Annotated in this window: 17 protein-coding genes; 13 read left to right on the top strand and 4 right to left on the bottom strand. The window is 47.1% G+C overall.

Features of this window, described 5'->3' with window-relative positions:
* Positions 1-25: 25 nt before the first annotated feature.
* Positions 26-1,384 (bottom strand): alpha-amylase family glycosyl hydrolase, encoded by a 1,359-nt coding sequence (locus IDJ77_RS19920; RefSeq protein WP_191190747.1) that lies wholly within the window; start codon positions 1,382-1,384, stop codon positions 26-28.
* A 655-nt stretch (positions 1,385-2,039) separates the two neighbouring features.
* Between IDJ77_RS19920 and IDJ77_RS19915 the strand changes: the two genes are divergently transcribed.
* The 6 genes from IDJ77_RS19915 (at position 2,040) to IDJ77_RS19890 (ending at position 10,548) form a co-directional block, all read left to right on the top strand.
* Complete coding sequence (locus IDJ77_RS19915; RefSeq protein ID WP_191190746.1) at positions 2,040-5,000, top strand: SusC/RagA family TonB-linked outer membrane protein; 2,961 nt, start codon at positions 2,040-2,042, stop codon at positions 4,998-5,000.
* Between the two features lie 5 nt (positions 5,001-5,005).
* Entirely contained in the window at positions 5,006-6,487 is a 1,482-nt protein-coding gene (locus IDJ77_RS19910) for a RagB/SusD family nutrient uptake outer membrane protein (protein WP_191190745.1), read from the top strand.
* A 15-nt stretch (positions 6,488-6,502) separates the two neighbouring features.
* A complete protein-coding gene (locus IDJ77_RS19905; protein WP_191190744.1) occupies positions 6,503-7,582 on the top strand; it encodes a SusE domain-containing protein in 1,080 nt (359 codons plus the stop codon).
* Between the two features lie 41 nt (positions 7,583-7,623).
* Positions 7,624-9,024 carry an alpha-amylase family glycosyl hydrolase gene (locus IDJ77_RS19900; protein WP_191190743.1) on the top strand — a complete coding sequence of 467 codons (1,401 nt, stop codon included), beginning with the start codon at positions 7,624-7,626 and terminating at the stop codon, positions 9,022-9,024.
* A gap of 282 nt (positions 9,025-9,306) precedes the next feature.
* The gene (locus tag IDJ77_RS19895; protein ID WP_191190742.1) at positions 9,307-9,666 is read left to right on the top strand and encodes an RNA recognition motif domain-containing protein; all 360 of its coding nucleotides are present in this window, start codon (positions 9,307-9,309) and stop codon (positions 9,664-9,666) included.
* 291 nt (positions 9,667-9,957) lie between these two features.
* Positions 9,958-10,548: an RNA polymerase sigma-70 factor gene (locus IDJ77_RS19890; RefSeq protein WP_191190741.1), complete on the top strand. Its 591-nt coding sequence runs from the start codon at positions 9,958-9,960 to the stop codon at positions 10,546-10,548.
* An 8-nt stretch (positions 10,549-10,556) separates the two neighbouring features.
* Here the strand turns inward: IDJ77_RS19890 and IDJ77_RS19885 are convergent, their stop codons facing one another.
* Positions 10,557-11,354 (bottom strand): SDR family NAD(P)-dependent oxidoreductase, encoded by a 798-nt coding sequence (locus IDJ77_RS19885; RefSeq protein ID WP_191190740.1) that lies wholly within the window; start codon positions 11,352-11,354, stop codon positions 10,557-10,559.
* A 4-nt stretch (positions 11,355-11,358) separates the two neighbouring features.
* Positions 11,359-11,913, bottom strand: a complete 555-nt coding sequence (locus IDJ77_RS19880; protein ID WP_191190739.1) for a dihydrofolate reductase family protein — start codon at positions 11,911-11,913, stop codon at positions 11,359-11,361.
* 330 nt (positions 11,914-12,243) lie between these two features.
* On the opposite strand from IDJ77_RS19880, the gene IDJ77_RS19875 reads away from it, so the two are divergent.
* Entirely contained in the window at positions 12,244-12,696 is a 453-nt protein-coding gene (locus IDJ77_RS19875; RefSeq protein ID WP_191190738.1) for a VOC family protein, read from the top strand.
* Between the two features lie 29 nt (positions 12,697-12,725).
* Here the strand turns inward: IDJ77_RS19875 and IDJ77_RS19870 are convergent, their stop codons facing one another.
* Positions 12,726-13,079, bottom strand: coding sequence for a DUF4180 domain-containing protein (locus IDJ77_RS19870; RefSeq protein WP_191190737.1), 354 nt, complete (start codon positions 13,077-13,079; stop codon positions 12,726-12,728).
* Between the two features lie 222 nt (positions 13,080-13,301).
* Between IDJ77_RS19870 and IDJ77_RS19865 the strand changes: the two genes are divergently transcribed.
* The 6 genes from IDJ77_RS19865 to IDJ77_RS19840 all read left to right on the top strand — a co-directional run bounded on the left by IDJ77_RS19865 (position 13,302) and on the right by IDJ77_RS19840 (position 23,566).
* Positions 13,302-14,246 carry a FecR family protein gene (locus IDJ77_RS19865; protein WP_191190736.1) on the top strand — a complete coding sequence of 315 codons (945 nt, stop codon included), beginning with the start codon at positions 13,302-13,304 and terminating at the stop codon, positions 14,244-14,246.
* 259 nt (positions 14,247-14,505) lie between these two features.
* Positions 14,506-17,841: a TonB-dependent receptor gene (locus IDJ77_RS19860; protein ID WP_191190735.1), complete on the top strand. Its 3,336-nt coding sequence runs from the start codon at positions 14,506-14,508 to the stop codon at positions 17,839-17,841.
* An 11-nt stretch (positions 17,842-17,852) separates the two neighbouring features.
* Positions 17,853-19,505: a RagB/SusD family nutrient uptake outer membrane protein gene (locus tag IDJ77_RS19855; protein ID WP_191190734.1), complete on the top strand. Its 1,653-nt coding sequence runs from the start codon at positions 17,853-17,855 to the stop codon at positions 19,503-19,505.
* Between the two features lie 39 nt (positions 19,506-19,544).
* Positions 19,545-20,684, top strand: coding sequence for a SusE domain-containing protein (locus IDJ77_RS19850; protein WP_191190733.1), 1,140 nt, complete (start codon positions 19,545-19,547; stop codon positions 20,682-20,684).
* A gap of 63 nt (positions 20,685-20,747) precedes the next feature.
* On the top strand, positions 20,748-21,908 hold the full coding sequence (locus IDJ77_RS19845; RefSeq protein WP_191190732.1) for a glycoside hydrolase family 76 protein: 1,161 nt from the start codon (positions 20,748-20,750) through the stop codon (positions 21,906-21,908).
* 245 nt (positions 21,909-22,153) lie between these two features.
* Positions 22,154-23,566, top strand: a complete 1,413-nt coding sequence (locus IDJ77_RS19840) for a glycoside hydrolase family 125 protein (RefSeq protein WP_191190731.1) — start codon at positions 22,154-22,156, stop codon at positions 23,564-23,566.
* Positions 23,567-23,727 lie beyond the last annotated feature (161 nt).

Below are 23,727 nucleotides of genomic sequence, written 5' to 3'. Positions count from 1 at the left end.
GCGCTTCCCTCGGAATGACAAGGTGTTAATTCTTCAATATCAAGTAACTGTAGGGCTCCAACGTGATATTGGCGTTAATTGTCATTTTTATTTCCGTAAAAGCGTTTTTCCATTTGCTTTTAAGCAAATCTGCGGGGATGGTATAGCTAACCGTCTTATTACGCAGATTGCTCAATACAAATACTTTCTCTTTTCCATTTTCTTTAGTAAACGCACAAACATCGGCGCTGCTATAAGATGTGAGCTTGCCCCGGCGGATGGCTTTGCTACTGTTTCTAAATCCTATTATCTTTTTATACTCGGCGGTTACATCAGGGTTTAGGGTCCAATCTATCTTTTTTGCGGTGAAGGGGAACAGCAGGCGATAAGGCGTACCAACTTCCTGCCCGTTGTATATCATGGGCACACTTTTCATGCAGGCAATTACTACAAATGCCGCCATCGAACCTTTTTTACCGCCAAACAGCTCCAGCGGTGTCCCGTCCGATCCGTTAACATCGTGGTTGGTAGTGTAACGCACCATTTGCTGCCCTTCTTCGGTATCTTTATAATCGGCGGTATTGAGGCTATCGATAGATAATACAGATCGGTTTCGTTCAAATACAGCTTTTAAATTCCCGAAAAAATTGAACCCGAAGTTATAATCGAAGCCCGCTTTGTAATGATCCTTTCGGCCGCCTTCCGATAGCAGCAATAGCGTATGGTTAGGTATGTTTTTTAAGGTATCAAGCGCCTGTTTCCAGAAATCAAAGGGTGGCCCGTCCGAGTAATCGCAGCGGAAACCATCCACATTGGCAGCCAATATCCAATACTTCATAGCGCTCATCATGGCACGGCGCATATCTGGGTTCTTAAAGTTCAGCTGCGCGACATCTCGCCAGCCCATATTTGGCGGGCTGATGATATTGCCGGTACTATCCTGCAGGTACCAGCTTTTGTTCTTGGTCCACACGTGATCGTACGCGGTATGGTTAGCTACCCAATCCAATATCACCGCCAAATTGCGGCTGTGCGCGCCGTCCACCAACTGGCGCAGATCATCTAAGGTTCCAAATTCTTTGTTGATGGCGGTATAATCCCGGATGCAATAAGGCGAGTTAACTGCTTTCAAAATCCCGACGGGATAAATAGGCATCAGGTAAATTACGTTTACACCAAGGGCTTTTATCGAATCTAAACGTTCGGTAACGCCCTTAAAATCGCCGTTTTTGCCGAAGGTGCGCATGTTTACCTGGTAGATGGATACATCACGCCTGTCGGGCACATTTTTAAATGGCTTGCCATATTGTGCGGGTGTCGCCAGGTTTGTCTGCGCAAACAAGGCTGGGTTTTGAATGCAAAGCAATGCCACGAGGCAGAATAGTATAAGTAAGTTTCTTTTCATAAACGTTTTTAGGCCTCCGGCAGGGTAGCTGCATAAAGTGTTTTGGTTTAAACCTGGTAATAATTGGTTACGATTGGATAGCGCGGTACAAATGAACCGTTCGGCCCGGCAAAAATCAAGGCCGGGGAAGGCCGATATAGAAATTTATCGGTAAAATATAAATTCAACTTATTGAACTATAGTGATTTGTGTATTTGTGAATGAAAAATTAATATGAACGATTTTTGAAACGGCATAGCCTCCGGCGACGAAAAAAGCGGTGAACGGCACAAAAATGGCCGAAAAATCGCCAAAAAGATTTTGATCTGCCCAAACGGTTCGGAAATGGCGGCTTTGCAATTAAAACTACCGTCAAACCACCCATTTAATGGTGGTTTGGGCACCCGAAAGCTAATAAAATACCCTGTTTTTCGGCGGCAGTAAGGATAAAAACAGGCGGTTTTGTCGATGTCATCCCGGCAATTATCTATATAAATACCCATTTAGAAATTTTATAAGTATTTGATTGTTAATTATTTATACCGAAATATTTTTTACTTTTTTTAATATCGACTTTTTAAACCGTTGCTTTCCGCTATTGTGCCCATCTATATTTGAATAAGCCGCACTGACCCAATCAGGAAGGTTTATCAAACCAATTTAAAAACCAATTTCTATGAACAAAGTTTACTTATTTAAGTACGGCCTGTCTGTGCTATTCCTTATCTGCACTTTAACAACGTTTGCCCAGAAAGCACGCTTCAGCGGTACCGTTGTAGATGAACGTAATTTGCCATTACCCGGTGCCACCGTTACGGCGAAAGAAACCGGCCAATCCCTTACAACAAATAAGGATGGTGGTTTCTCTATTGCAAACAGCAGCCTGCAAACGTTAACCATTACGGTTAACTTTTTGGGTTTCGACGCGCTGGAGAAAATTGTGCTGGCAGATCAGCCTGCAAAATTCAACTTAATCCCTAATGCCCGCGCCCTCACCGAGGTGGTAGTTGTTGGTTACGGCACCGTGAGGAAAAAAGATCTTACCGGTGCTGTATCAACCGTTGGTGCTAAAGACCTCAACCCGGGGGCTGTTACCAACCCCTTGCAGCAACTGGATGGTAAGGCCGCAGGTGTAAACATTACGCAGGTAGGCAGCGAGCCGGGTGTACCCCCAACTATCCGTATCCGTGGTATTACTTCCTTACAGGGTGGCAACGATCCACTGGTTGTTGTTGACGGTATACAGGGTAATATGGACCTGTTGAACCAGGTACCACCAAGCGAAATTGCCTCTATTGATGTATTGAAGGATGCATCAGCAACCGCCATATACGGTTCCCGCGGAGCCCCCGGCGTTATTATTGTTACAACCAAAAAAGGCACGGCCGGCAAAACAAGCGTGGAATACAGCGAGAATACATCGCTTGATGTTATTGCCAACAAGCTGAAACTTTTAACAGCCGACCAATGGACAGCCCAGGCTGCGGCACAAAACGTTGACGTTTCGGCCAACCACGGTTCTAATACCGACTGGTTTAACCTGCTTACCCGTAACGGCGTAACACAAAACCATACGCTTGCATTTGGCGGAGGCACCAACGATTTTAACTACCGTGCATCCCTGACCGCTATTAACCAAACGGGTATCGTTATCAACTCGAGCTATAAAAAATACATAGGCCGAATTGTAGCGACACAAAAAGCGCTCGACGATAAGCTTACGCTTACCATGAATGTAAACAGCGGTATTAACGAATATACCTACAGCCCTACCGGTGTTGGTAACGCCGCCTTTACCTCTAACCTCATCAGCCAAACTTATATATCGAGGCCAACCGACCCGGTTTTAAACGCCGATGGCAGCTTTTATAGAGACCCTAACGTTTTTCAGTATACAAACCCTTACGCTGTTGCCACAACCGTACAAAATAACAACAGCATTAATAACCTCTTCGGCAGTTTAAGGGCCGACCTGGAGCTTTACAAGGGGCTGTCTGCCGGATGGTTTGGCAGCTGGAGAAAAGCAGATTCTAACAACGGATATTATGCACCTGCAGCCTCTACCATCACCAGCGCCATGAACTATAATGGCCAGGCGCACATCAATAACGACCACGTGGATGAGAAGCTGATGGATATCAGTTTAACCTATAAAAAGGATTTTGGCGCAAATCATTTTGATGCTACAGCCGTGTATGAGTGGCAGGCGCAAACCTATAACGGCAGCTATTCCGCCGCAAGGGGTTTTGCCAACGATATAGCTACTTACAACGCTTTACAGCTTGGCACCTTAGCCAACGCCTTATCGGGCGATGTGGCCTCTTATAAAAACGACCGCAGGCTGGTATCGTTCCTGGGCAGGGTTAACTACTCTTACAATAACCGTTACCTGCTTACCGCCAGCTTCAGGCGCGATGGTTCAACCGTGTTTGGCGAAAACCATAAATGGGGTAACTTCCCATCGGCTTCGCTTGCATGGCGGGTAGATCAGGAAGGTTTCATGAAAAACCAGAAAACCTTTAGCAGTCTTAAATTGCGTGTTGGTTACGGTATTACCGGTAACCAGCAAGGTATCACCCCGCAAAATTCCATAGCACTGGTTGGGCTGAACAGCCAAACGCCTACGGTATATTTTGGCGGTCAGTTGATTCCCAACTATTTTTATACGCAAAATGCTAACCCTAACTTAAGGTGGGAAACAAAAAAACAGGCTAACGCCGGGTTAGATTTTGGTTTCTTTAACGATAGATTAACAGGGAGTATAGATGCTTACACGGCTAATACCGACAACCTGCTGTTTCGTTACACCGTACCGGTAACAGGCTCTTTCTTTGTAAATAACATCCTGGCAAACATAGGTAGTTTACAGGCACGCGGGCTGGAGCTTTCATTGGCCTATACCGTAATTAAAACCGAAAACACAACATTAACCCTTGCCGGTAACGGTTCTTTAATGCAAAGTAAGGTGCTAAGCCTTGGCGGTAACATACAAGGGCTTGATGTACCTACCAATTATGTTGGCTTGGGATCTAACGCTTATCTTATTAAAGGCAAACCTATTGGTACCTTCCTTATCCTGCACCATTTGGGTAAAGATGCCAACAATGCAGAAACTGTTGTTGACCAGGATGGCAATGGTATTATAGACCAGGGCGATCAGAGTAAAGACAGGGTAGAAGCGGGGCAATCCCTGCCAAAGTATACTTATGCTTTTACACCAACCTTTACTTACAAAAACTTTGATGCATCAATGGTTTGGCGCGGTTCGGGCGGCAACAAGGTTTATAACGGCATACGCCAAACCTTAAGCCTGGAAGAAAATCTGGGCAAATCTAACCTGCTGCAAAGCGCCTTGCCGCTGGGCATCGCTTCCTCGGGCTATGGTTCTGACCTGTGGCTGGAAGACGGCTCTTACTTGCGCTTCCAAAATCTTTCATTCGGTTACCGTATCAATGTGCCAAAGGTTAAATATATCAGCTCTTTACGCATATCCTTAACCGGGCAAAACCTGGCCGTAATTACAAAATACAGCGGTATCGATCCGGAAGTAAATGGCGGTGGTTTGGCCAGCGGTGATTATGGCACCTACCCGCGCACCCGCACTTTTTCCATCGGTTTAAATGTTGTTTTAAAATAATTAAAATGATGAAGAAATTTTTAACAAGTATTTTAATAGTTGGCCTTGCAGCACAGAGCTGTACCAAGGTTAACGAGAACGTGTACGATAAGTACGCCGGCGACGCGTTTTACAGTACCCCCGCCGGTGCAGATAATGCGCTGGCCACAGTTTACGGAAAGATCACCGGGACCTGGGGAAGCAACTATGCTGGGCGCGATAACTGCTGGTACGATCTGAATAGCTTCGCCTCTGATGAGCAGGTGATCCCTCACCGTAACACCGGCGACTGGCAATTGGATTTTGCCCAGCTTTACACCCGTACCGAACTACCAACTTTAGGTATCATCAACAATACCTGGAACTGGATCTACTCATCCATCTACAGCGCCAACCTGGCAATTACGCAGTTAACGGCAGCCAAAGCCGATCCTTCGAAGATAGCCGAAGCAAAAGTAATGCGCGCCTGGCTGTATTATTTAGCTATAGATGACTTTGGTGATGTGCCTTTCTACACCGATAACAACATTGATGTATCTAAAATCCCGCAGGAAAAAAGAGCGGTAATTTATGATTTTATCGTTTCGGAACTAAAAGCCAATGTCGACCTGTTATCAGAAACAAGGGGAGGGGCTTACTATGGCCGTTTTAACAAATGGGCCGGATACATGGTACTGGCCAAAGTTTACTTAAATGCAGGGGTTTACACAGGCACACCACATTGGGCAGAGGCTTTGGCAGCTGCAAACAAAGTTGCTGCAGGCGGTTACTCTTTACACTCTGGCGCGGCAAACGCAGGCAGCCCGCTGGGTTACCAGTATTACGAGTTGTTTGGCGATGTATGCCCTAACGATGAAACAATCCTGGCCGAATTTATTACCCAGAATGTGGTGAGCGGCAACATTTACGGCATCAGGAGCCTTAACAGCCCCAATGGCGTAGCGCTTATAGGCTTTGCAGGCTGGAACGGTACCGTTATCCCGTCTGAGTATTATGATAAGTTTGATGATAAGGATATCCGTAAAAAACAATTTTTGGTTGGCGCCCAGGCCGGCGGGGTTACTTACACCCGCGATGTGTCTTCGTTGATCAGCCCCGGGGCAGCACCCGATGAAGGTATCAGGGATGTTAAATTCTTCCCGGTAAAACCCGATGCAAGCGGCGCTTCTAACGATTTCCCAATTTACCGGTATGCCGATGTATTGTTAATACAGGCAGAATGTAATGTTCGTTTAGGTAACGCAAGCGCGGCCGCGCCATTCCTTAACCAGGTTAGGCAAAGGGCCGGGTTAGCGGATATAGCCGCACCTACGCTGGATAATATCTACGACGAAAGAGGTTTTGAGCTGAACATGGAGGGCCACCGCAGGCAGGATATGATCAGGTTTGGTAAATACCTGCTGCCGCATGGCTTTGTTCCGCCTGCGCCTGCTACGCGGTTGGTATTTGCTATACCTACCGCAGCGCTTAACGCCAACCCTACATTAAAACAAAATCCAGGTTATTAACCCATTATATCAATTATGAAAAAGTTTTTATACCTCTCATTATTACTTGTTGGCTGCCTGGTTTACGCCTGTACAAAAGATAAGACGCTAACAAAGCTGGCAACGGTGGCGTTCCCTTCTACTCTTACAGCATCAACAAACGCGGTAGCACTTAACAAGGCCAACGATACCACATCGGTAGTTACGTTCTCCTGGCCGGCGGTTACCTACCCCGTTAAGGCATCTGTTACTTATACTTTACAGATAGATGTGCCTGCCGATACCGTAGGCACCGCGGCATGGGGCAACGCTACCAATTTAACCATCGGTAAAGATGCCCTTAGCAAATCTTACAAAGGTAAGGACCTTAACGCGCTGGCCATTTCTAAAGGGCTGGCAACAGGCGCTGCAGGTACGCTTGTTTTCAGGGTACGCGCTTACCAGGATCAGTACGCTTTTAGCAAGCCGGTTACTTTAGCTATCACACCTTATGCGCCAGCGCCTACCATACCGGTATTGTACATACCGGGTAATTACCAGGGGTGGTCGCCGGGTAGTGCACCGGTTGCAGCGGCTTTAAAGCCAAAAATTTACGAGGCATACGTGTACATGCCAACGGCAGATAACTACTACTTTAAATTCACCAGCTCGCCGGACTGGGATCATATTAATTATGGCGATGCAGGCGGCGGTTCCATTACCGAAGATGGCGCGGCAGGCGGTTTGGTTTCGCCAGGACCGGGTTATATACAGGTTTCTATCAACCTCAATACAAAAAAATGGTCGGCAGTACCCACAAATGCCTGGTCTATAATAGGTGATGCAACTCCTGGAGGTTGGGGCGGCGATACGCAACTCACTTATGATCCTGTAAAGCAGGTATGGTCGGTTACCTGCGATATGATCTCCACCGGTTCGTTCAAATTCCGGGCGAACAACGAATGGGTGATCGATTTCGGGGTGACCAAAGAAGGTAAGTTAGCTTACGCAGATAGCCCGGTGTTTGGCTACGATGGTTCGTTAGATAACATTACGGTACCATCAAACGGTAACTACACCATCACGCTGGATCTGCACGACCCAACCAACTATAAGTACACGCTAAAGAAAAATTAACAAACGGGGCTGCCCGAAAGGGCTGCCCCTAATTGATCAAAATGATGAGATATACAATCAATCAAAAGATAAAAAGCGGGTTATTGCTGCTGGTGATCGTTTTCTTCAGCTTTTGCAAAAAGAACGAGTTCACTGCCCCGGCAATTGTACCCGATGCATCCTACCCACAGGTTGGCACGCCTTATACCGGCGTGCTTAATTCGCAGGATGCCATTATTTACCAGGTTAACCTGCGCTCCTTTAGTACCGATGCAAGCTTTAAAGGCGTAACCGCACGGCTGGATGCAATAAAAGACCTGGGCACCACTGTAGTTTACCTGATGCCGGTTACCCCCGTAGGTGTTCTAAAATCTGCAGGTGGCCTGGGCTCGCCATATTCTGTAAAAGATTATAAGGGAGTGAACACCGAATTTGGCACCCTTGCTGATCTGCAGGCCCTGGTTGCCGGCGCCCACGAGCGTGGCATGACGGTAATATTGGATTGGGTAGCCAACCACACCAGCTGGGATAATGCCTGGATCACTGCCCACAAAAACTGGTACAAACAGGACGATAAAGGCAATATCATCGCGCCTCCCGGCACCGGTTGGACAGACGTTGCACAGTTAGATTACAGCAATAGGGAAATGCGCGCCGCCATGATCGATGCCATGAAATATTGGGTTTATACCGCCAATATTGATGGTTTCCGTTGTGATGCCGCGGATTTTGTGCCCTTCGATTTTTGGAAGGATGCGAATGATGCGCTTAAAACAATCACCAGTCACAAGCTGCTGATGCTGGCAGAAGGTACCCGTAACGATCACTTTAAAGCAGGCTTCAACCTGGTTTACGGGATGGGTTATTACTCTACGCTGGAAAGTAAAGTGTTTGGTACAGGCGCATCGGTAACCATGCTGCAGGATCTTAATACCAGCGAATATGCAACCTCGTACCCTGGCTCGCAGGTGGTACGTTACACCACCAATCATGATGTGTATACTACCGATGGCAGCCCGGTAAATGTTTACGGTGGCAAAGCCGGCTCGGTGGCTGCGTTTGTGGTTACCGCCTATATGAAAGGCGTACCCATGGTGTATACCGGCCAGGAGGTTGGTACCACCCGCGATATGAACTTCTTTTACCATAACCCGGTTGATTGGACCGCAAACCCCGACCTGGCCCTGTTGTACAAAGGAATACTAAACTTCAGGAAAAACAGCGATGCCTTAAAGAACGGCGACCTGACGGTAATGAGCAGCGATGATGTGGCCGCGTTTACAAAAGCTACCGATAAGGAGAAAGTGCTGGTGATTGATAACCTGCGTGGTAATAACGTAACGTACAATCTGCCCGCAACCGTTAGTAAAACCGGATGGAAGGATGCTTTCAGCGGGACAGCGGTTACCCTTACCGAAAAAATATACCTTACACCATATAGATACATGGTGCTAACACAATGATATTAGAGATACGATCGACGGTTTGGTTGGTTTGATTTGTAATGTGTAATGCTTAATTGGTAGCGCCCCGGGATGAGATCCGGGGCGTTTTTTTGTGGAATTGATATTCGAAGAATTATTTTTGAGGCCGGATGCAAATATTTTCGATCAAACAGGTGCTGATATTGAGGATAATGCAAATACTAATAGTAAATTTGCTGCCATAAACCCCCTGTTAATACAATATAGCGCCCTACCCGGCGTATTATTTTCTTTCACTTACTTAGTATACGCGCTCTAAAAATGGTAAAATTGTTCGTTGGCGGTTTCTCACTTGACATAACCGAATTGGAATTGGTTCAGATCTTCGACCCGCATTGCAGCGTGGTTACCATTAAGATTGTTCGCGATAAAAAAACGCGCGTGTGCAAAGGCTATGCATTTTTAGAGGTTGAAACCATGGACGAAGCCGAAAACGCGGCCATTCAACTTGATGGTACCGATATTGGCGACCGTACCCTAACAGTAAATATTGTGCGGGAAGAAGATGTTAAAAAGAAGCCCGCGCCCTCATCCTTTACCCGGAGGCCTATATCAACCGGCTATGCCAAACCTGCCGAGAGCCAGCCCGCCGGCCTGAGGCCAAGGCGCCCGCGGAAGTAGCGCGCGGTGCCCGGGAGGCAATGATTACAGGGAAATCGCTTTAGGTTTTTTACAGGCTTATACAGTAATGATTTGTTTTAAATCACGCGTGTTCGGGCTTGTTCGGGCTGTTCGCGCCACATGTCGAACGCGAACAAGCAAAAAAAACACCTGAATTATCACCAAAATCCGTACTGTTAGTGGTTCTGTATTAAAAGCGATCTCCCTGGATATGATTACAAAAATTTTCCTTTCTCAAAATAAACTTGTAATTATGCTGTACCAATTCATCAACCGTTTTTTCGTCCATTTATGCTCCCACAACAGGAATATCAAATGTGGCCCGATGCAAAATTATTAGAGTTGCTAAGGCTGGATGACCGCAAGGCATTTGAAATACTGTACAATAAATATTCGCCAAAGCTTTACTACGCCGCTTACAATTTGTTCAGGGACAAAGAGGTGTGCGAAGACCTGGTGCAGGAGTTGTTTATAGATCTGTGGACAAAACGGAACGACCTTAACATCGCCTCGCTGGAGTGGTACCTTAAAGTGGCCATTAAAAACCGCGTGCTGATGTACATCCGCACGCAAAGGGCCACGCTGGATGTATCGGCCATAGAGGTGCTTGCCGAAAAATACAGCGCCGACAGCCAGCTGCTGCAGCACGATATTAGCCGGGTATTAGAAGATAATGTTGCCCAGCTGCCCGAAAAATGCCGCCAGATCTTCACCCTCAGTCGTAAAGAATACCTTAGCAACAAGGAGATAGCCACCCGCCTGGGCATCTCCATAAAAACGGTAGAAAACCAAATGACCATCGCCCTGCGCTACCTGCGTACGGGGCTAACCGATTACCTCCCATCGATAGTAGCACTGCTGGTGGTACATAAGATGAAATAATTACTTACTTATTGCCGTGGTGCCCTATAGTTCAACCCTGCGGTAGTTCCGCTGGTTACATCCACTGTACAGCCGGTGATTTTGCCCGCCATATCTGATGCCAGGAAAACAGCGGTATTAGCAATATCAGCCATTAAAGGCAGCTGCTTTAGCATGGTGTCGTTTTCCATTTGGCTTAACGCGCCGCCCATTACCTCGGGGATGCTTTCGATAGCCTCTTTAAATACCCTTGAATCCGGTGAGCCACCCGAGCGGATGTTAACCACCCGCACACCATACACGCCAAGCTCCGCCGCCAGGTTGCCCGAAAAACTTTCCAACGCGCAGCATGCGGCCGCAAAGCCTCCTGTGAAAGGGTAACCAATACCGCCCGGCGTAGCCGTAAGCGATAAAATAACGCCCGAACGCTGTTTTATCATGGCATTCCCCGCCGCCTTGGCAGTAAGGAAACGGGTTTGCAGGGTTTGGGTTACCGGCAGCACAAATTCATCCATGGTAAGGCTAACAAGGGGTACTCCCTGCTTAACGTTGATACCCGCCAGGTTAAATGATATATCAATGGAGCCCGCTTTCTCTATTACAGCATCCAAATGGCTGTTGATGGCGCTTTCGTCAAATGCTTCAACTTGTGCTACCTCGGCAAGGCCACCCAGGGCAGTTATCTCATCCGCTACTTTTTGTACAGATGTAAGGTTGTGCCCGGTTAAAAACACCCTGGCACCCGCAGCAGCAAAAGCTTTAGCGATCGCACCGCCCAGTGAGCCCCCGGCTCCATAGATCACCGCATTTTTATTTTGTAGCATCATTTTCCTACTTTTTTACGTAATGAAGCGCAATACATCCCGATTTAAAGATCTTCGATTCCACCAATTTTAAACCTAATGTCTCCGGCAGGTTAATTCCTTTTAACAACCGTGTACCTTCTCCCGCAATAAAAGGCTGAACAACAAAATGGTACTCATCAACCAAACCAAGCGCTATCAGATGCGAAGAAAGAGCCACGCCACCAAGCGAAATAGGCTTGCCTTCGCCCTGCTTTAACTTCAATATTTCTTCCTCCGGCTTTGCCCGGCTGATGGTAGTGTTTTTGTCGTCGGCGCTCTCCAGTGTTTGCGAGAAAACAAGCTTTTCTATCGAATCGAATACTTTGGCAAACTCATTACTTGCTTTGTTCATTGATTGGGTTTTTGCAACCTCGGGCCAAAAAGGGACCATCAATTCATAAGTTTTACGCCCGTAGGCCAGCAGGCCCATACCCCGCAGCAGTTCCGTAAAATACTCATGTAGTTCATCATCGGCAATTCCTTTGGTGTGGTCGCAGCAGCCATCTATGGTGATGTTGGTGGCGTAGATTACTTTTCTCATTTGCTTGGTTTTAATTTTGATCTACCTGGCGTGTTGTGTTTGATAATATCAAAAATAAAATATTGCGACGATTACAGCGAGGGCAATCGCGGCAAAAAAAGGGGCGTTTTAAGCCAAAAGTTCATTCAGCTATACTTACTTAAAGAAGCCCCCCCCCACAGACTTACAGGGATTTCTTAATTAAATGCTGTTGGGGCAATGGCGGCGGTGTTGTTTTGGATTGATGAGCATGTTTGCTACTTTTTCATCAGCTACTGATACTGCTTAGGCATACACTTTGAGTGAAATTTTGAATAGAAATGATGACTTTTGATATAAACAGATAAACCGATGGCAAAAAACAAATTACTACGCATGGACAATATCGGCATCGTTGTAGAATCCCTCGATGATGCGATATCTTTTTTCACCGAGATAGGTTTGAAACTCGAAGGGCGGGCTACAATAGAAGGAGAGTGGGCCGGCCGGGTTACGGGACTGGGTTCTCAGCAAGTAGAGATCGCTATGATGGTTACCCCTGATGGCCATAGCCGGCTTGAGCTTTCGCGATTTCTAACTCCGCCTGTTATCTCAGATCACCGCACTGCTCCTGTGAACGCTTTGGGTTATTTACGCGCTATGTTCACTGTTGAAGATATCGACGAACTGGTGGCCAGGCTCATCAAACATGGCGCTCAGCTCGTTGGCGAAGTGGTCCAATATGAAAATTCGTATAAGCTCTGCTATATCCGCGGAACCGAAGGGTTGCTGATCGGTCTGGCGGAAGAACTCCGTAATAAATGAGCAGCGAAGCGTCTATCTGTCCCAGTTGGTCAGGCTCTTTTAATCACTTCAGCTACGGAACTTAAAAAATTGACCAGTTTGCCTTTATTGCTTTCGAAGATGAAATCATGTATGCTTTTGCCGGGCAGTTGACTAAAATCCCCGATAATAGCAAACCGAATACGCCAGTTGGAGCATTTCTGCAAAACTTCACCTGCCAGTCCTGTTTTTAGTTCAAAAAAAGACGGGGCTAATTGGTAAGCATGTATGATGAGCAGGTCAAAGCCCTGGTAGTAAAGGTCGGCTATGAGTTGCGCACCATCTTCAGGCGTTTGTATCAAAATGGCATCCGAAACTAATTCAGCTATTTGGATGTCGTTTTTGTTGTGGGTGATAATTTGCATGTAGAGGTAAGAAGTATCAGGCAGATGTAATTATAATAAAACGAAGTTAACAAAAAACGAGCAGTACCTTAAAAGCAGGTGGCAAACATGATATCTTCTTACCCTAAACTGCAGCATCAGCTTCACTATTTCTACCCTCCAAAAAAATATTTTCATTTCTTTTAGGGGGTAGCCTTTCCGTTTGCATCCTACATATATAAACCACCAATAAAGTTTACATTCTTGAAAAAACGTAACCAGGCCGGCGATAGCTCGCTGCAGGAAAAACTTGTAGAAAAATACTTTGACGGGCTTAACCTTGACGAACAAAAGGCAGCGGATCATGGTGTGGCGTTTGAGAAGGATAAAGTGTACAGCCGTATCATCGCGGCAATTGATGAGCCGGCGATACAGCGCCGTACATCCAAAAAGTGGATGGTGGCCGCGTCAATAATTGCAATTGCCAGTTTATCGGCGCTCATCTACCAGTTTAATAACAATATCATCAATTACCTCGACCCGGTTAAAAACAAGCAGCTTACCGCTGCCAATGGCCAGGTAGTAAATTACACCCTGGCAGATGGTACGAAAGTTTGGCTCAATGGCGGCAGTAAGCTTACCTATCCCGATAAGTTCAGAGGCAACCTGCGCGAGATCACCCTGGAGGGTGAAGCATTTTTAGAAGTGGCGCACGATGCTAAAAAGTCGTTCATTGTACATACCGGAGCTATCCGTACACAGGTGCTGGGTACCAGCTTTAATGTAAAGGCTTACCCCGAAGATGCTTTTGTAAAGGTGGATGTAGTTACCGGTAAGGTAGGCGTTATCCCGGCCGCTATCCCGGCCAAAGCCGCCCAAACCGTTTTCCTGACCCCGGCCGAAGAGGTTTTCATTAATAAAAAAGATAATACCGCGCTTAAAACAACCGGTGTGGATGTTGCCGTGCTAACCGACTGGAAAGACGGCGGGCTGGTGTTTAAGAACATGGCCCTGCAGGAGGTTTTAAACGCGCTGCAGCACCGCTACAATATCAAAATTAAGGCTGATGATAACCTGGCCAAATGCAATATCTCGGCCAATTTCACCAATGTATCGCTGCAGAACATCATGGTCATCATCTCTAAACTGGTGAAGGGCAAAGTTGTGCAGGAGGGGCAGGTGTACCACTTTAGAGGCAAGGGCTGCTAAAAATTGAACCAATAACAAAAGAAATAACCAATGATCAACTAAACTTAAAACGATGAAGACAACAATGACATAAAAAAATAAAAAAACCCTGCTCAAAGGGATTTGATCAGGGTTGATTAAAATGCCGGGTTATTATTAAGTGTACCGTTTCGAGGTCCAATTCAGAACGATACGCTTGAATTTCAAACACTTTAATTTTCTCAAATTTATGAATATATCTCTATTTTCAAATGGAGTAGTTCGTTATGTTTTTATATTAATGAAATTTACCTCGCTCGCCTGTTTTGTTGTTTGCTTAATGTGCCTTTCTGCCATTGCAAACGACTCTTTCGGCCAGAAATTTTTGGAGCAGCCGGTAACGCTTAAGTCGAAGAACGATAAGCTTACCGAGGTGCTGGAAAAGATCTCGGCCGATAAACAAGTAAAATTCGCTTATGCGGATAACGTACTGAAGTCCAGCTTCAGGGTAAATGTTAATGTAAGCAACAAAAGCATTAAACAGGTACTTGATGAGGTTTTAACTCCATTTAACCTCTCGTACAAAATTATTGATGACGTGATCGTCATCAGCGAGCGTACCGAAGCAGACGCTGCCACTACTATAAAACAAACCAGGCAATTTGCCAAAATAAACGGTAAAGTAACCGATGAAACCAACCAGCCGTTACCGGGCGTTAGCGTAAGGCTAAAAGGCAGCACAATTGCTACGGTAACAGATATCAACGGTAACTTTATTTTAGATGCGCCTGATGCCAACGGTATCCTGGTTTTTACTTTTATTGGTTTTACTGCAAAAGAAGTTCCGCTAAATGGGCAAACCACCGTTAATACCCAATTACTGCCCGAGCGTACGTCGCTTAATGAGGTTATTGTTGTGGGTTACGGTACCCAAAAGCGTGTAAACGTTATTGGCGCGGTAGACCAGGTTTCTTCTGCAGCTATTGAGGGTAAGCCATCGGTAAACCTTGCACAGGCATTGCAGGGTACATTGCCCAACTTAACCATCCAGCAAACCAGCTCGGAGCCGGGCGCTTATCAAACCATCAACATTCGTGGGGTAAGCACGCTGGGGAATAACAGCCCGCTTATTGTTATCGATGGGATCACCGGCGGCGATATCAACCTGCTTAATCCGCAGGATATTGAAAGCGTATCGGTATTGAAAGATGCCGGTGCGGCAGCCATTTATGGTTCGCGCTCTGCCAACGGAGTAATTTTGGTAACTACCAAAAGAGGTAAGAAAAATTCGGCTGCTACCGTAACTTATAACGGGCAGGCAGGCGTGCAATCGCCGCATGTGGGTTACCGCCCGGTGCATAGTTTCGAAAACGCCATTTTGCGTAACGAAACCGTGGTGAACGCCGGCTTACAGCCTATCTACAGTCCAGCGCAGATCCGCGCTTTCCAGGAAAGCGGTGATAACCAATGGTTTTTAGATGCCATCCTTAAAAATGCCGTGCAACAGAACCATAACCTGGCATTGAGCGGCGGTACAGCTACTACATCGTACCTCGTGTCGGCGGGTGTAACCGATCAGCGGAGCAATTTGGTTGGCCCTAACTACGGTTTAAGGCGCTACAACTACCGCATGAATTTAACCACCGAGTTTGGTAAGCTGAAATTAACCAGCATATTATCTTACGCCCGTACTGAGATCAAGGAACATTCATACAGTACAGGCACACTGATTGTAGATGCAGGCCGTACTCCAACCTACTACAAAATTCAGGATGAGAACGGTAACTACCTTACCAACGATGTACTGCAGGAGTTTAACCCGCTGGGTATCCTGGAAAAAGGCGGCTACCGCAAACGCGATAACGATAATATATTTGGTAACCTGAACGCGGAATTTGCCGTTACCAAGGATTTCAAGCTCAAAGGAGTATTTGGCGGTACATTGCTGGCCAACCACATGTTTGGCCGTGTGATACAGGTGAACTACCTGCCAAAAGGCACCTATGGCGCAGACAGGAACACGGATGATGATGACAACAAAAACCTGTTCATCAACACGCAGTTTATAGCGCAGTACACCAAAACAATTGCACAAAAGCACAACGTAGATGTGCTGGTAGGTGTGGCAAACGAATCTACCAACAACACCAGCAACTTTCTGCACCTAAAATTCACCGACCCGGAGCTGGGCACCCCAACCACGGGTACCATTATCGATCCGTCGTCGTCTACCAGTAATAACAACACTACCGAAAGCAGCTTGAATTCATTGTTTGGCCGTGCAAGTTACTCGTACAACAACAAATATTACGGCGAGTTCAATTTCAGGGTAGATGCATCTTCGCGCTTTGCCAAGCAAAACCGTAACGCGTTCTTCCCGTCTTTCTCCGGTGGTTACAGGCTTACCGAAGAAAGCTTTATGGAAAACTACCGCCGCAAAGTGGGCGATCTCAAACTCCGTGCATCGTACGGTATCCTGGGTAACCAAAACGTTGGCGATTACCAGTTCTTAAGTACTTACCAGGCCTCGTCGGGAACCTATTATGGCTTTAATAACGCCGTGTTAGGTACTACCGAGATCAGGTTTGCCAACCCGGATATCCGTTGGGAACGGGCAGCAACCTTTAACGCAGGTATCGATGCAACCTTCTTTAATAACGCGTTAACGGTATCGGTAGATTATTTCAACAAAATAACCAAGGATATTTTGCTGCCGCCGCGTGTGCCGGGTGTTTATGGTGCAGGCCTGCCCGATTATAATGCCGGTAAAGTGCAAAACCGTGGTTGGGAAGTTAACCTGAACTACCGCGTAAAAACCGGCAATTTCAACCACTCCTTTGCCTTTAACGTAGCCGACTCCAAAAATAAGGTGCTCTTCCTGGAAGGTGGCGACCAACTGCGCAGCTACGACGAAATGCAGATCATCAACCGCGTTGGCCTGCCTATCGGGTCGTACGTAGGGTACAAAAGAGATGGCTATTTCCAAAATTTGGACGACGTGAATAACGGTCCTAAATTTCCGGGCCTCAATGTTGTGCCGGGCGATAACCGCTACGTAGACGTAAACGGCGATGGCGTGCTGGACGATAACGACAAGTTTGTTTTGGGCAACGGCTTCCCCCGCTTAACATTCGGTTTTACCTATGCTGTAAATTATAAATGGTTCGATTTGAACGTATTTATGCAGGGAGTAGGCAAACGTGCCATGTTTGTGCGTGGCGAGCAGGTGGAACCTTTCCATTTTGGCTATTCGCAGGTAATATACCAGCACCAGCTGGATTACTGGACCCCGCAAAACCCCGATGCACGCTATCCGCGCCTGGCAGCAAACGGCAGCCAAAGCAACGAGAACAACTTTCGCCGCGGCTCGGATATGTACCTGTTCGATGGTTCGTACCTGCGGGTAAAGAACGTACAGTTGGGTTACACGCTACCGGGTGGCATCGCCAAAAAAATTGGGATGCGCAAGGTTAGGGCATACCTCACCGGCCAAAACATCCTCACTTTCTCGGGCATGAAATTCCTCGACCCCGAAACCACCGAGCTTAACGGCAGCGTACAGGCAAACGGTGCAAACAGCGGCAGGGCATACCCTATGCCAATTTATTACGGGTTTGGAATTGATGTAACGTTATAAATATTGTTATCATGAAAAAGATTAGAAATTACAATAAGACCGCGTTTTTCATCATGCTGATCGTTTTTCTTTCAGCCTGTAAAAAACTCGACCTCGCACCAGCCAACAGGTTCACCGAGGCAAACTACTGGACAACTACCGAGAAAGCCAGCACGTTTTTAAATACAGCCTACGCGCAATTTTACCCTAACGATTGGTTTTTTTACAACGAGGGCGCTTCTGATAATGCCTACAATGGCCGTGGCGATGCCAGTGGTGTGGCATCGCTTGCCGCAGGCACTTATGATGCATCGCTGGGTCGCGTTCGCGATGAGTGGAACAACCACTACTCGGGCATTAAAACCTGTAACATCTTTTTAGAAAATGTGGATAAAGTGACATCGATGGATGCTAACCTTAAAAACCGCATGAAGGGCGAAGCAAGGGTTATCCGCGCTTTCCACTACTTTCAGTTGGAAACCTGGTTTGGCGATGTGCCTTTGTTCGATAAAGATATTACGCTTGATGAGGCAAAAACAATCAGCCGCACTCCAAAAGCACAGGTTGTAGATTTTATATTGAAAGAGCTTGACGAGGCAGCAGCAGCATTGCCGGTAAACACCGCTTACGCCGCTGCCGACCGTGGCCGCATCACAAAAGGTGCCGCCATTGCGCTTAAAGCAAGAGTATTACTGTACGAAAGCCGCTGGGCCGAGGTGGCAACCACCTGCGAGCAGCTGATAGGTAACACCACAAACGGTACTTACGGCTTGTTTAACTCTTACGAAGGTTTGTTCCTTCCGCAGAACGAGTACAATAACGAGGTGATCCTGGATCTGCAATACGTAGGGGGCGCGCCAAACCGATCGTACAGTAACTTTTTTGATTTTGCACCGCTTGCCGTAGGCGCAAGGCTTAACGCCCTTGCCCCAACGCAGGAACTGGTAGACAGCTACCTGATGGCTAACGGCAAAAAACCAGCAGAGGCAGGCAGCGGATACGATGAGAACAACCCATACGTAAACCGCGACCCGCGTTTAACCAATACTATTGTATATAACCTGTACAAATGGAAAAAACCGGACGGATCACTCCAAACCATTTATACCAAGCCGGGCTCAGATCCTAACCCGGATGCCAACACCGGCCGTGGTACCGATGAGTACGCTTCGGGCGCGGTTAGTTCGCCAACCGGTTATTACATTCGTAAGTATTACGATCCAACATCGCTTACCAATTTCCAGTCGGGTTTAAACCTCATCCTCATACGTTACGCCGATGTGCTGCTGATGTATGCCGAAGCAAAGAACGAGCTTGGCCAGTTGGATGCAGGCGTTTGGGATAAAACCATTAAACCTATCCGCAACCGCGCAGGCTTTACCGATGCGGCCGCGCTAAACTTCCCCGGCGGCGCGCAAACAGCGCTGCGGGATGTGGTACGCAACGAGCGCCGCAGCGAACTGGCGATGGAAGGCTTAAGGGTATTTGATATCCGCAGGTGGAAAACGGCCGAAGTGGTGTTGAACGGCTGGGCCCATGGTGCCAAATTTGGCCCTGCATCGGTTGATAACGGTTACATCCGCGCAAACCTCAGGAGTTTTGATAAAAGCAAGGCCTACCTGTGGCCCATTCCGCGCGATGAGCGTAACGTTAACCCAAATTTGTCGCAAAACCCGGGTTGGTAATTCTTAATTATTTATAAAAACATTTAATTGATCAAGATCATGAAAAAGATATTCTATAGCCTTTTGGCTTGTGTTTTGGCGGTAATGGTAATACCCGGCTGCAAAAAAGATAAAACATTAAACCACACAAACGTATCGGCGGTAAGCACGCTTTTCGCGCCAGAGAACAACAAATTTGTAAAGATAGCTTCGGGTGCATCGGGCGCGGTTTCCTTTGAGTGGGAGCAGGCACATGCCGAAGATAACGGCTTGGTTTTATACGAGGTTGCTTTTGATAAAGAAGGCGGCGATTTCTCGCACCCGCTTTACTCGGCACCATCTGATGGTAACGGCTTGTACAACAAGTTAAGCCTCAGCTTTAGCGATTTGAACAAAATTGCTACCAGCGCAGGTGTAAAACCACAGGAATCGGGCAAAGTGATCTGGACGGTGATGTCATCAAAGGGCATCAACGTACAAAAATCAACCCAGATCCGTACGGTAGAGATCCAGCGCCCGGCAGGGTTTACTGATATCCCAACCGAACTATACCTCACCGGTACAGCTACAGAAGGTGGCGAGGATCTGTCTAAGGCCATCAAATTAAAGCTGACCGCTCCCGGTAAATTCGAAGCGTTCACCTCGTTAAAAGCCGGCACCTACCACTTTGCAGATCGTAACACAGGCACGCCGTCGACCTACTCATACGACGGCACCAAACTAACCGAAGAAGGCAACACTACCGTAACCGGCGCTACTAAAGTACAGCGGATAGAGCTTGACTTTAACGTAGCTTCCTTTAAAACTACCGAGGTAGTATCGGTAGGCTTATGGTTTGCTGCTGATAATAAGATCTGGTTCGACCTGCCTTACAAAGCAGCGGGCGTATGGGAAATTGATGGCGCTTCTATCGTGTTCCACCAGGAATCATGGGGGCGTGATGAGCGTTATAAATTCCGTTTTACGTTTAAGGATGCAGCCGGTGCAACTACCACCCAATATTACGGCAGTACCAATTCTGATAACAACCGCCCGGACGCGGGTACAGCACCATCGTATTTTTATATGGTGCCTGTTAACAATTCGCAGTACGATTACAGCTTTAAATTCACCGGCGCAGCCGATAACAAAACAGCAGATATTAAGGTGGATTTTAGTGGTGCATCAGGTGCTTACACCCATTCGGTTAAGGTTAACTAATTAAGGTATTGTGTTCACCAGTCCCGGTTGGCCATCGGCAAACCGGGACTTAACATCAAACAAATGAAAAATATTACCCAACATATAGGCAAACTGGCGCTAACGGCGATAGTGCCGTTAATGCTCACATCGTGCCTCAAGGATAAGCCTTTCCCGCTGTATGGCAACAAGGCGGCGGTGGTTATCAACTACACCTGGGCCGAAACAGCCGATTCGCTGCAAACCGCTACGTATAACAACTACATATCGGCCAACGGCAACTATTTTAAGCAGGATAACGGTGGTAACACCAATTACAACTACTGGCCGCAGGCGCACACGCTGGATGCTTTTACCGACGCTTACGAGCGCACCAAGAACGAGATATACAAGCAAAGGATGAAATCCTTGCTGAACGGTACCCGCATTACCAACGGTAACAAATATCAGAATGAGTATTATGATGATATGGAATGGCTGGCACTGGCAAGCCTGCGCGCCTACGAGCTAACCAACGATAACGATTACCTGGATGCCGCCAATATTTTGTGGACGGATATTAAAACCGGCGTAAACACCAATCAGGGTGGTGGTATAGCCTGGCGCAAAAGCCAGCTGGATTATAAGAACACCCCGGCAAACGCGCCCGCCATTATTTTTGCCTGTCGCTTGTATCGCTTAAAAAATAACGCAGCAGACCTGGCGCTGGCTAAAGAACTGTACACCTGGATGAAAGCTACCCTGGTAGATCCCGCAACAGGTATCATTTGGGATGGCATCAACGGGAACCACGACGGGCAGATCAGCAAAAACGAATTCACCTACAACCAGGGTGTTTATATAGGTGCGGCTTTGGAATTGTATAACGTAACCAAGGATGCAAGCTACCTGGCCGATGCAACCCGTAACGCCAGCGCTACCATCGTAGATACCGATATCTCCCCGGGTGGCTTGCTGCGCTCGGAAGGGCAGGGCGACGGCGGTTTGTTTAAAGGTATTTTAGTACGATACCTTACCTTGCTAACGCAAAGCCCCGATATCACGCCGTCTAATAAAGATGCTTACGTTAAGTTTTTAAAATACAACGCGCAAACGCTGTTTGTAAAAGGGATCAGTCGCCCGGATATGAGGGTGAGTCCGGATTGGAAATCGGCACCGCCTGCAACCGTCGACCTTACCACGCAAATAAGTGGTGTTACGATGATAGAAGCCGCGGCGAAGTTGAAGGCTGCAGGGGTCTTTTAGATATTGTCGCTCGGTGAGTTGACTCACCCCGACATCGCTCCGCTTGTCGACCCTCTCTGCTTCGCAAAGAGGGTTTAAAAAGGAAAATAAAACTCCCCTCTTTCCGCAGGAGAGAGGGGTTGGGGGTGAGTAAATTCGCGGCGCGATTAAAGCCCGCAGGCATATTTTAAATAAGGAGAACTATCTTCCGGGATTTAAGTAATTTTCCCGGAAGATTTTTTACCCGGATAATTACATACATATCTATGAAAAGAAGGCAATTTATAGGCAGCACGGCCCTGTTAGGCGCAGGTGTTTTAATGAGCAAGCTATCGCTTGCCGCAGACGCGTATCCCGTAGTAAGGGTGCCGGCATCGCATCGCAAATTTACCAGCAAAGCGGTAGAGGCAGCAATAAAGGAGTTTAAAGCGAAAGTGAAGAACCCCGAACTGGGCTGGCTGTTTGAGAACTGTTTCCCCAACACGCTGGATACTACGGTAACCTATAAAGTAGAAAACGGCAGGCCGGATACTTATGTGATAACCGGTGATATTGATGCCATGTGGCTGCGCGACAGCAGCGCCCAGGTTTGGCCCTACATCTCTTTTATTAATAAAGACGCTGAACTGAAAAACCTGGTGGCCGGTGTTATCAACCGCCAAACAAGGTGCATCAATTTCGACCCGTACGCAAACGCTTTTTACGATGATACCACCAAGGAAAGCGAGTGGAAGGACGATGTGACCAAAATGAAACCGGGCCTGCACGAGCGTAAGTGGGAGATCGATTCGCTTTGCTACCCCATCCGCCTGGCCTATAAATACTGGAAATTAACCGGTGATACGTCGCCCTTTGATGCCAACTGGAAAAAGGCCATCCAAAACGTTTTAAAAACCTTTAAAGAACAGCAGCGCAAGCACAACGACGGGCCATACTCGTTCCAGCGTAAAACATCGTGGGCAACAGATGGCGTGCCGATGAACGGCTTTGGCTATCCGGTAAAACCGGTTGGTTTGATATGTTCCTCCTTCCGCCCGAGCGATGATGCTACGGTTTACTCCTACCTTATCCCATCCAACTTTTTCGCGGTGGTAAGCCTGAAGCAAGCATCAGAAATGGTGAGAACTATACTGAAAGACACCGCGCTATCGGCAGAACTACTTGCCTTAAGCAACGAGGTGAATGCCGCCCTGAAAAAACATGCCGTGATCAACACCCCGCAATACGGCAAAGTTTACGCTTACGAGGTAAATGGTTTCGGCAGCTTTAACCTGATGGATGATGCCAACGTGCCGAGCTTATTAGCTATGCCTTACCTGGATGCCATTAAAAACACCGACCCGGTTTACATCAATACCCGCAAAATGCTGTGGTCGCTCAATAATCCCTTCTTTTTTAAAGGAACGGCTGGCGAAGGCATTGGCGGCCCGCATGCAGGTAAGGATATGATATGGCCAATAAGCATTACCGTGCTGGCTTTAACCAGTAATAACGATGCCGAAATAAAGACTGCTATTGAACAATTGCGTAAAACGCATGGCGGTACCGGCTTTATGCACGAATCTTTCAACAAAAACGACGCGAAGAATTTCACCCGTAAATGGTTTGCCTGGGCCAACACGCTGTTTGGCGAACTGCTTTGGGAAACCTATACTACTAAGCCCCGGCTACTGGTTTAACAATTAGCAATATATCTATGAAAAGAATATCATTTTAATGGTACCGGGCTGTACCATGGCATTTTGTGCAGCAATATCCGCGACCTTACCAGTAAAATTGGACACCCTGTATACCGGGCTTAAGAAATGATTGATTAGTTGGTTCAACGGCGCTTTTTTGA

This window comes from Mucilaginibacter pankratovii, assembly GCF_014773265.1.
Classification (GTDB): domain Bacteria; phylum Bacteroidota; class Bacteroidia; order Sphingobacteriales; family Sphingobacteriaceae; genus Mucilaginibacter; species Mucilaginibacter pankratovii.
The sequence above is the reverse complement of the archived record's forward strand: the minus strand, read 5'-3'. Positions and strand labels throughout refer to the sequence as shown.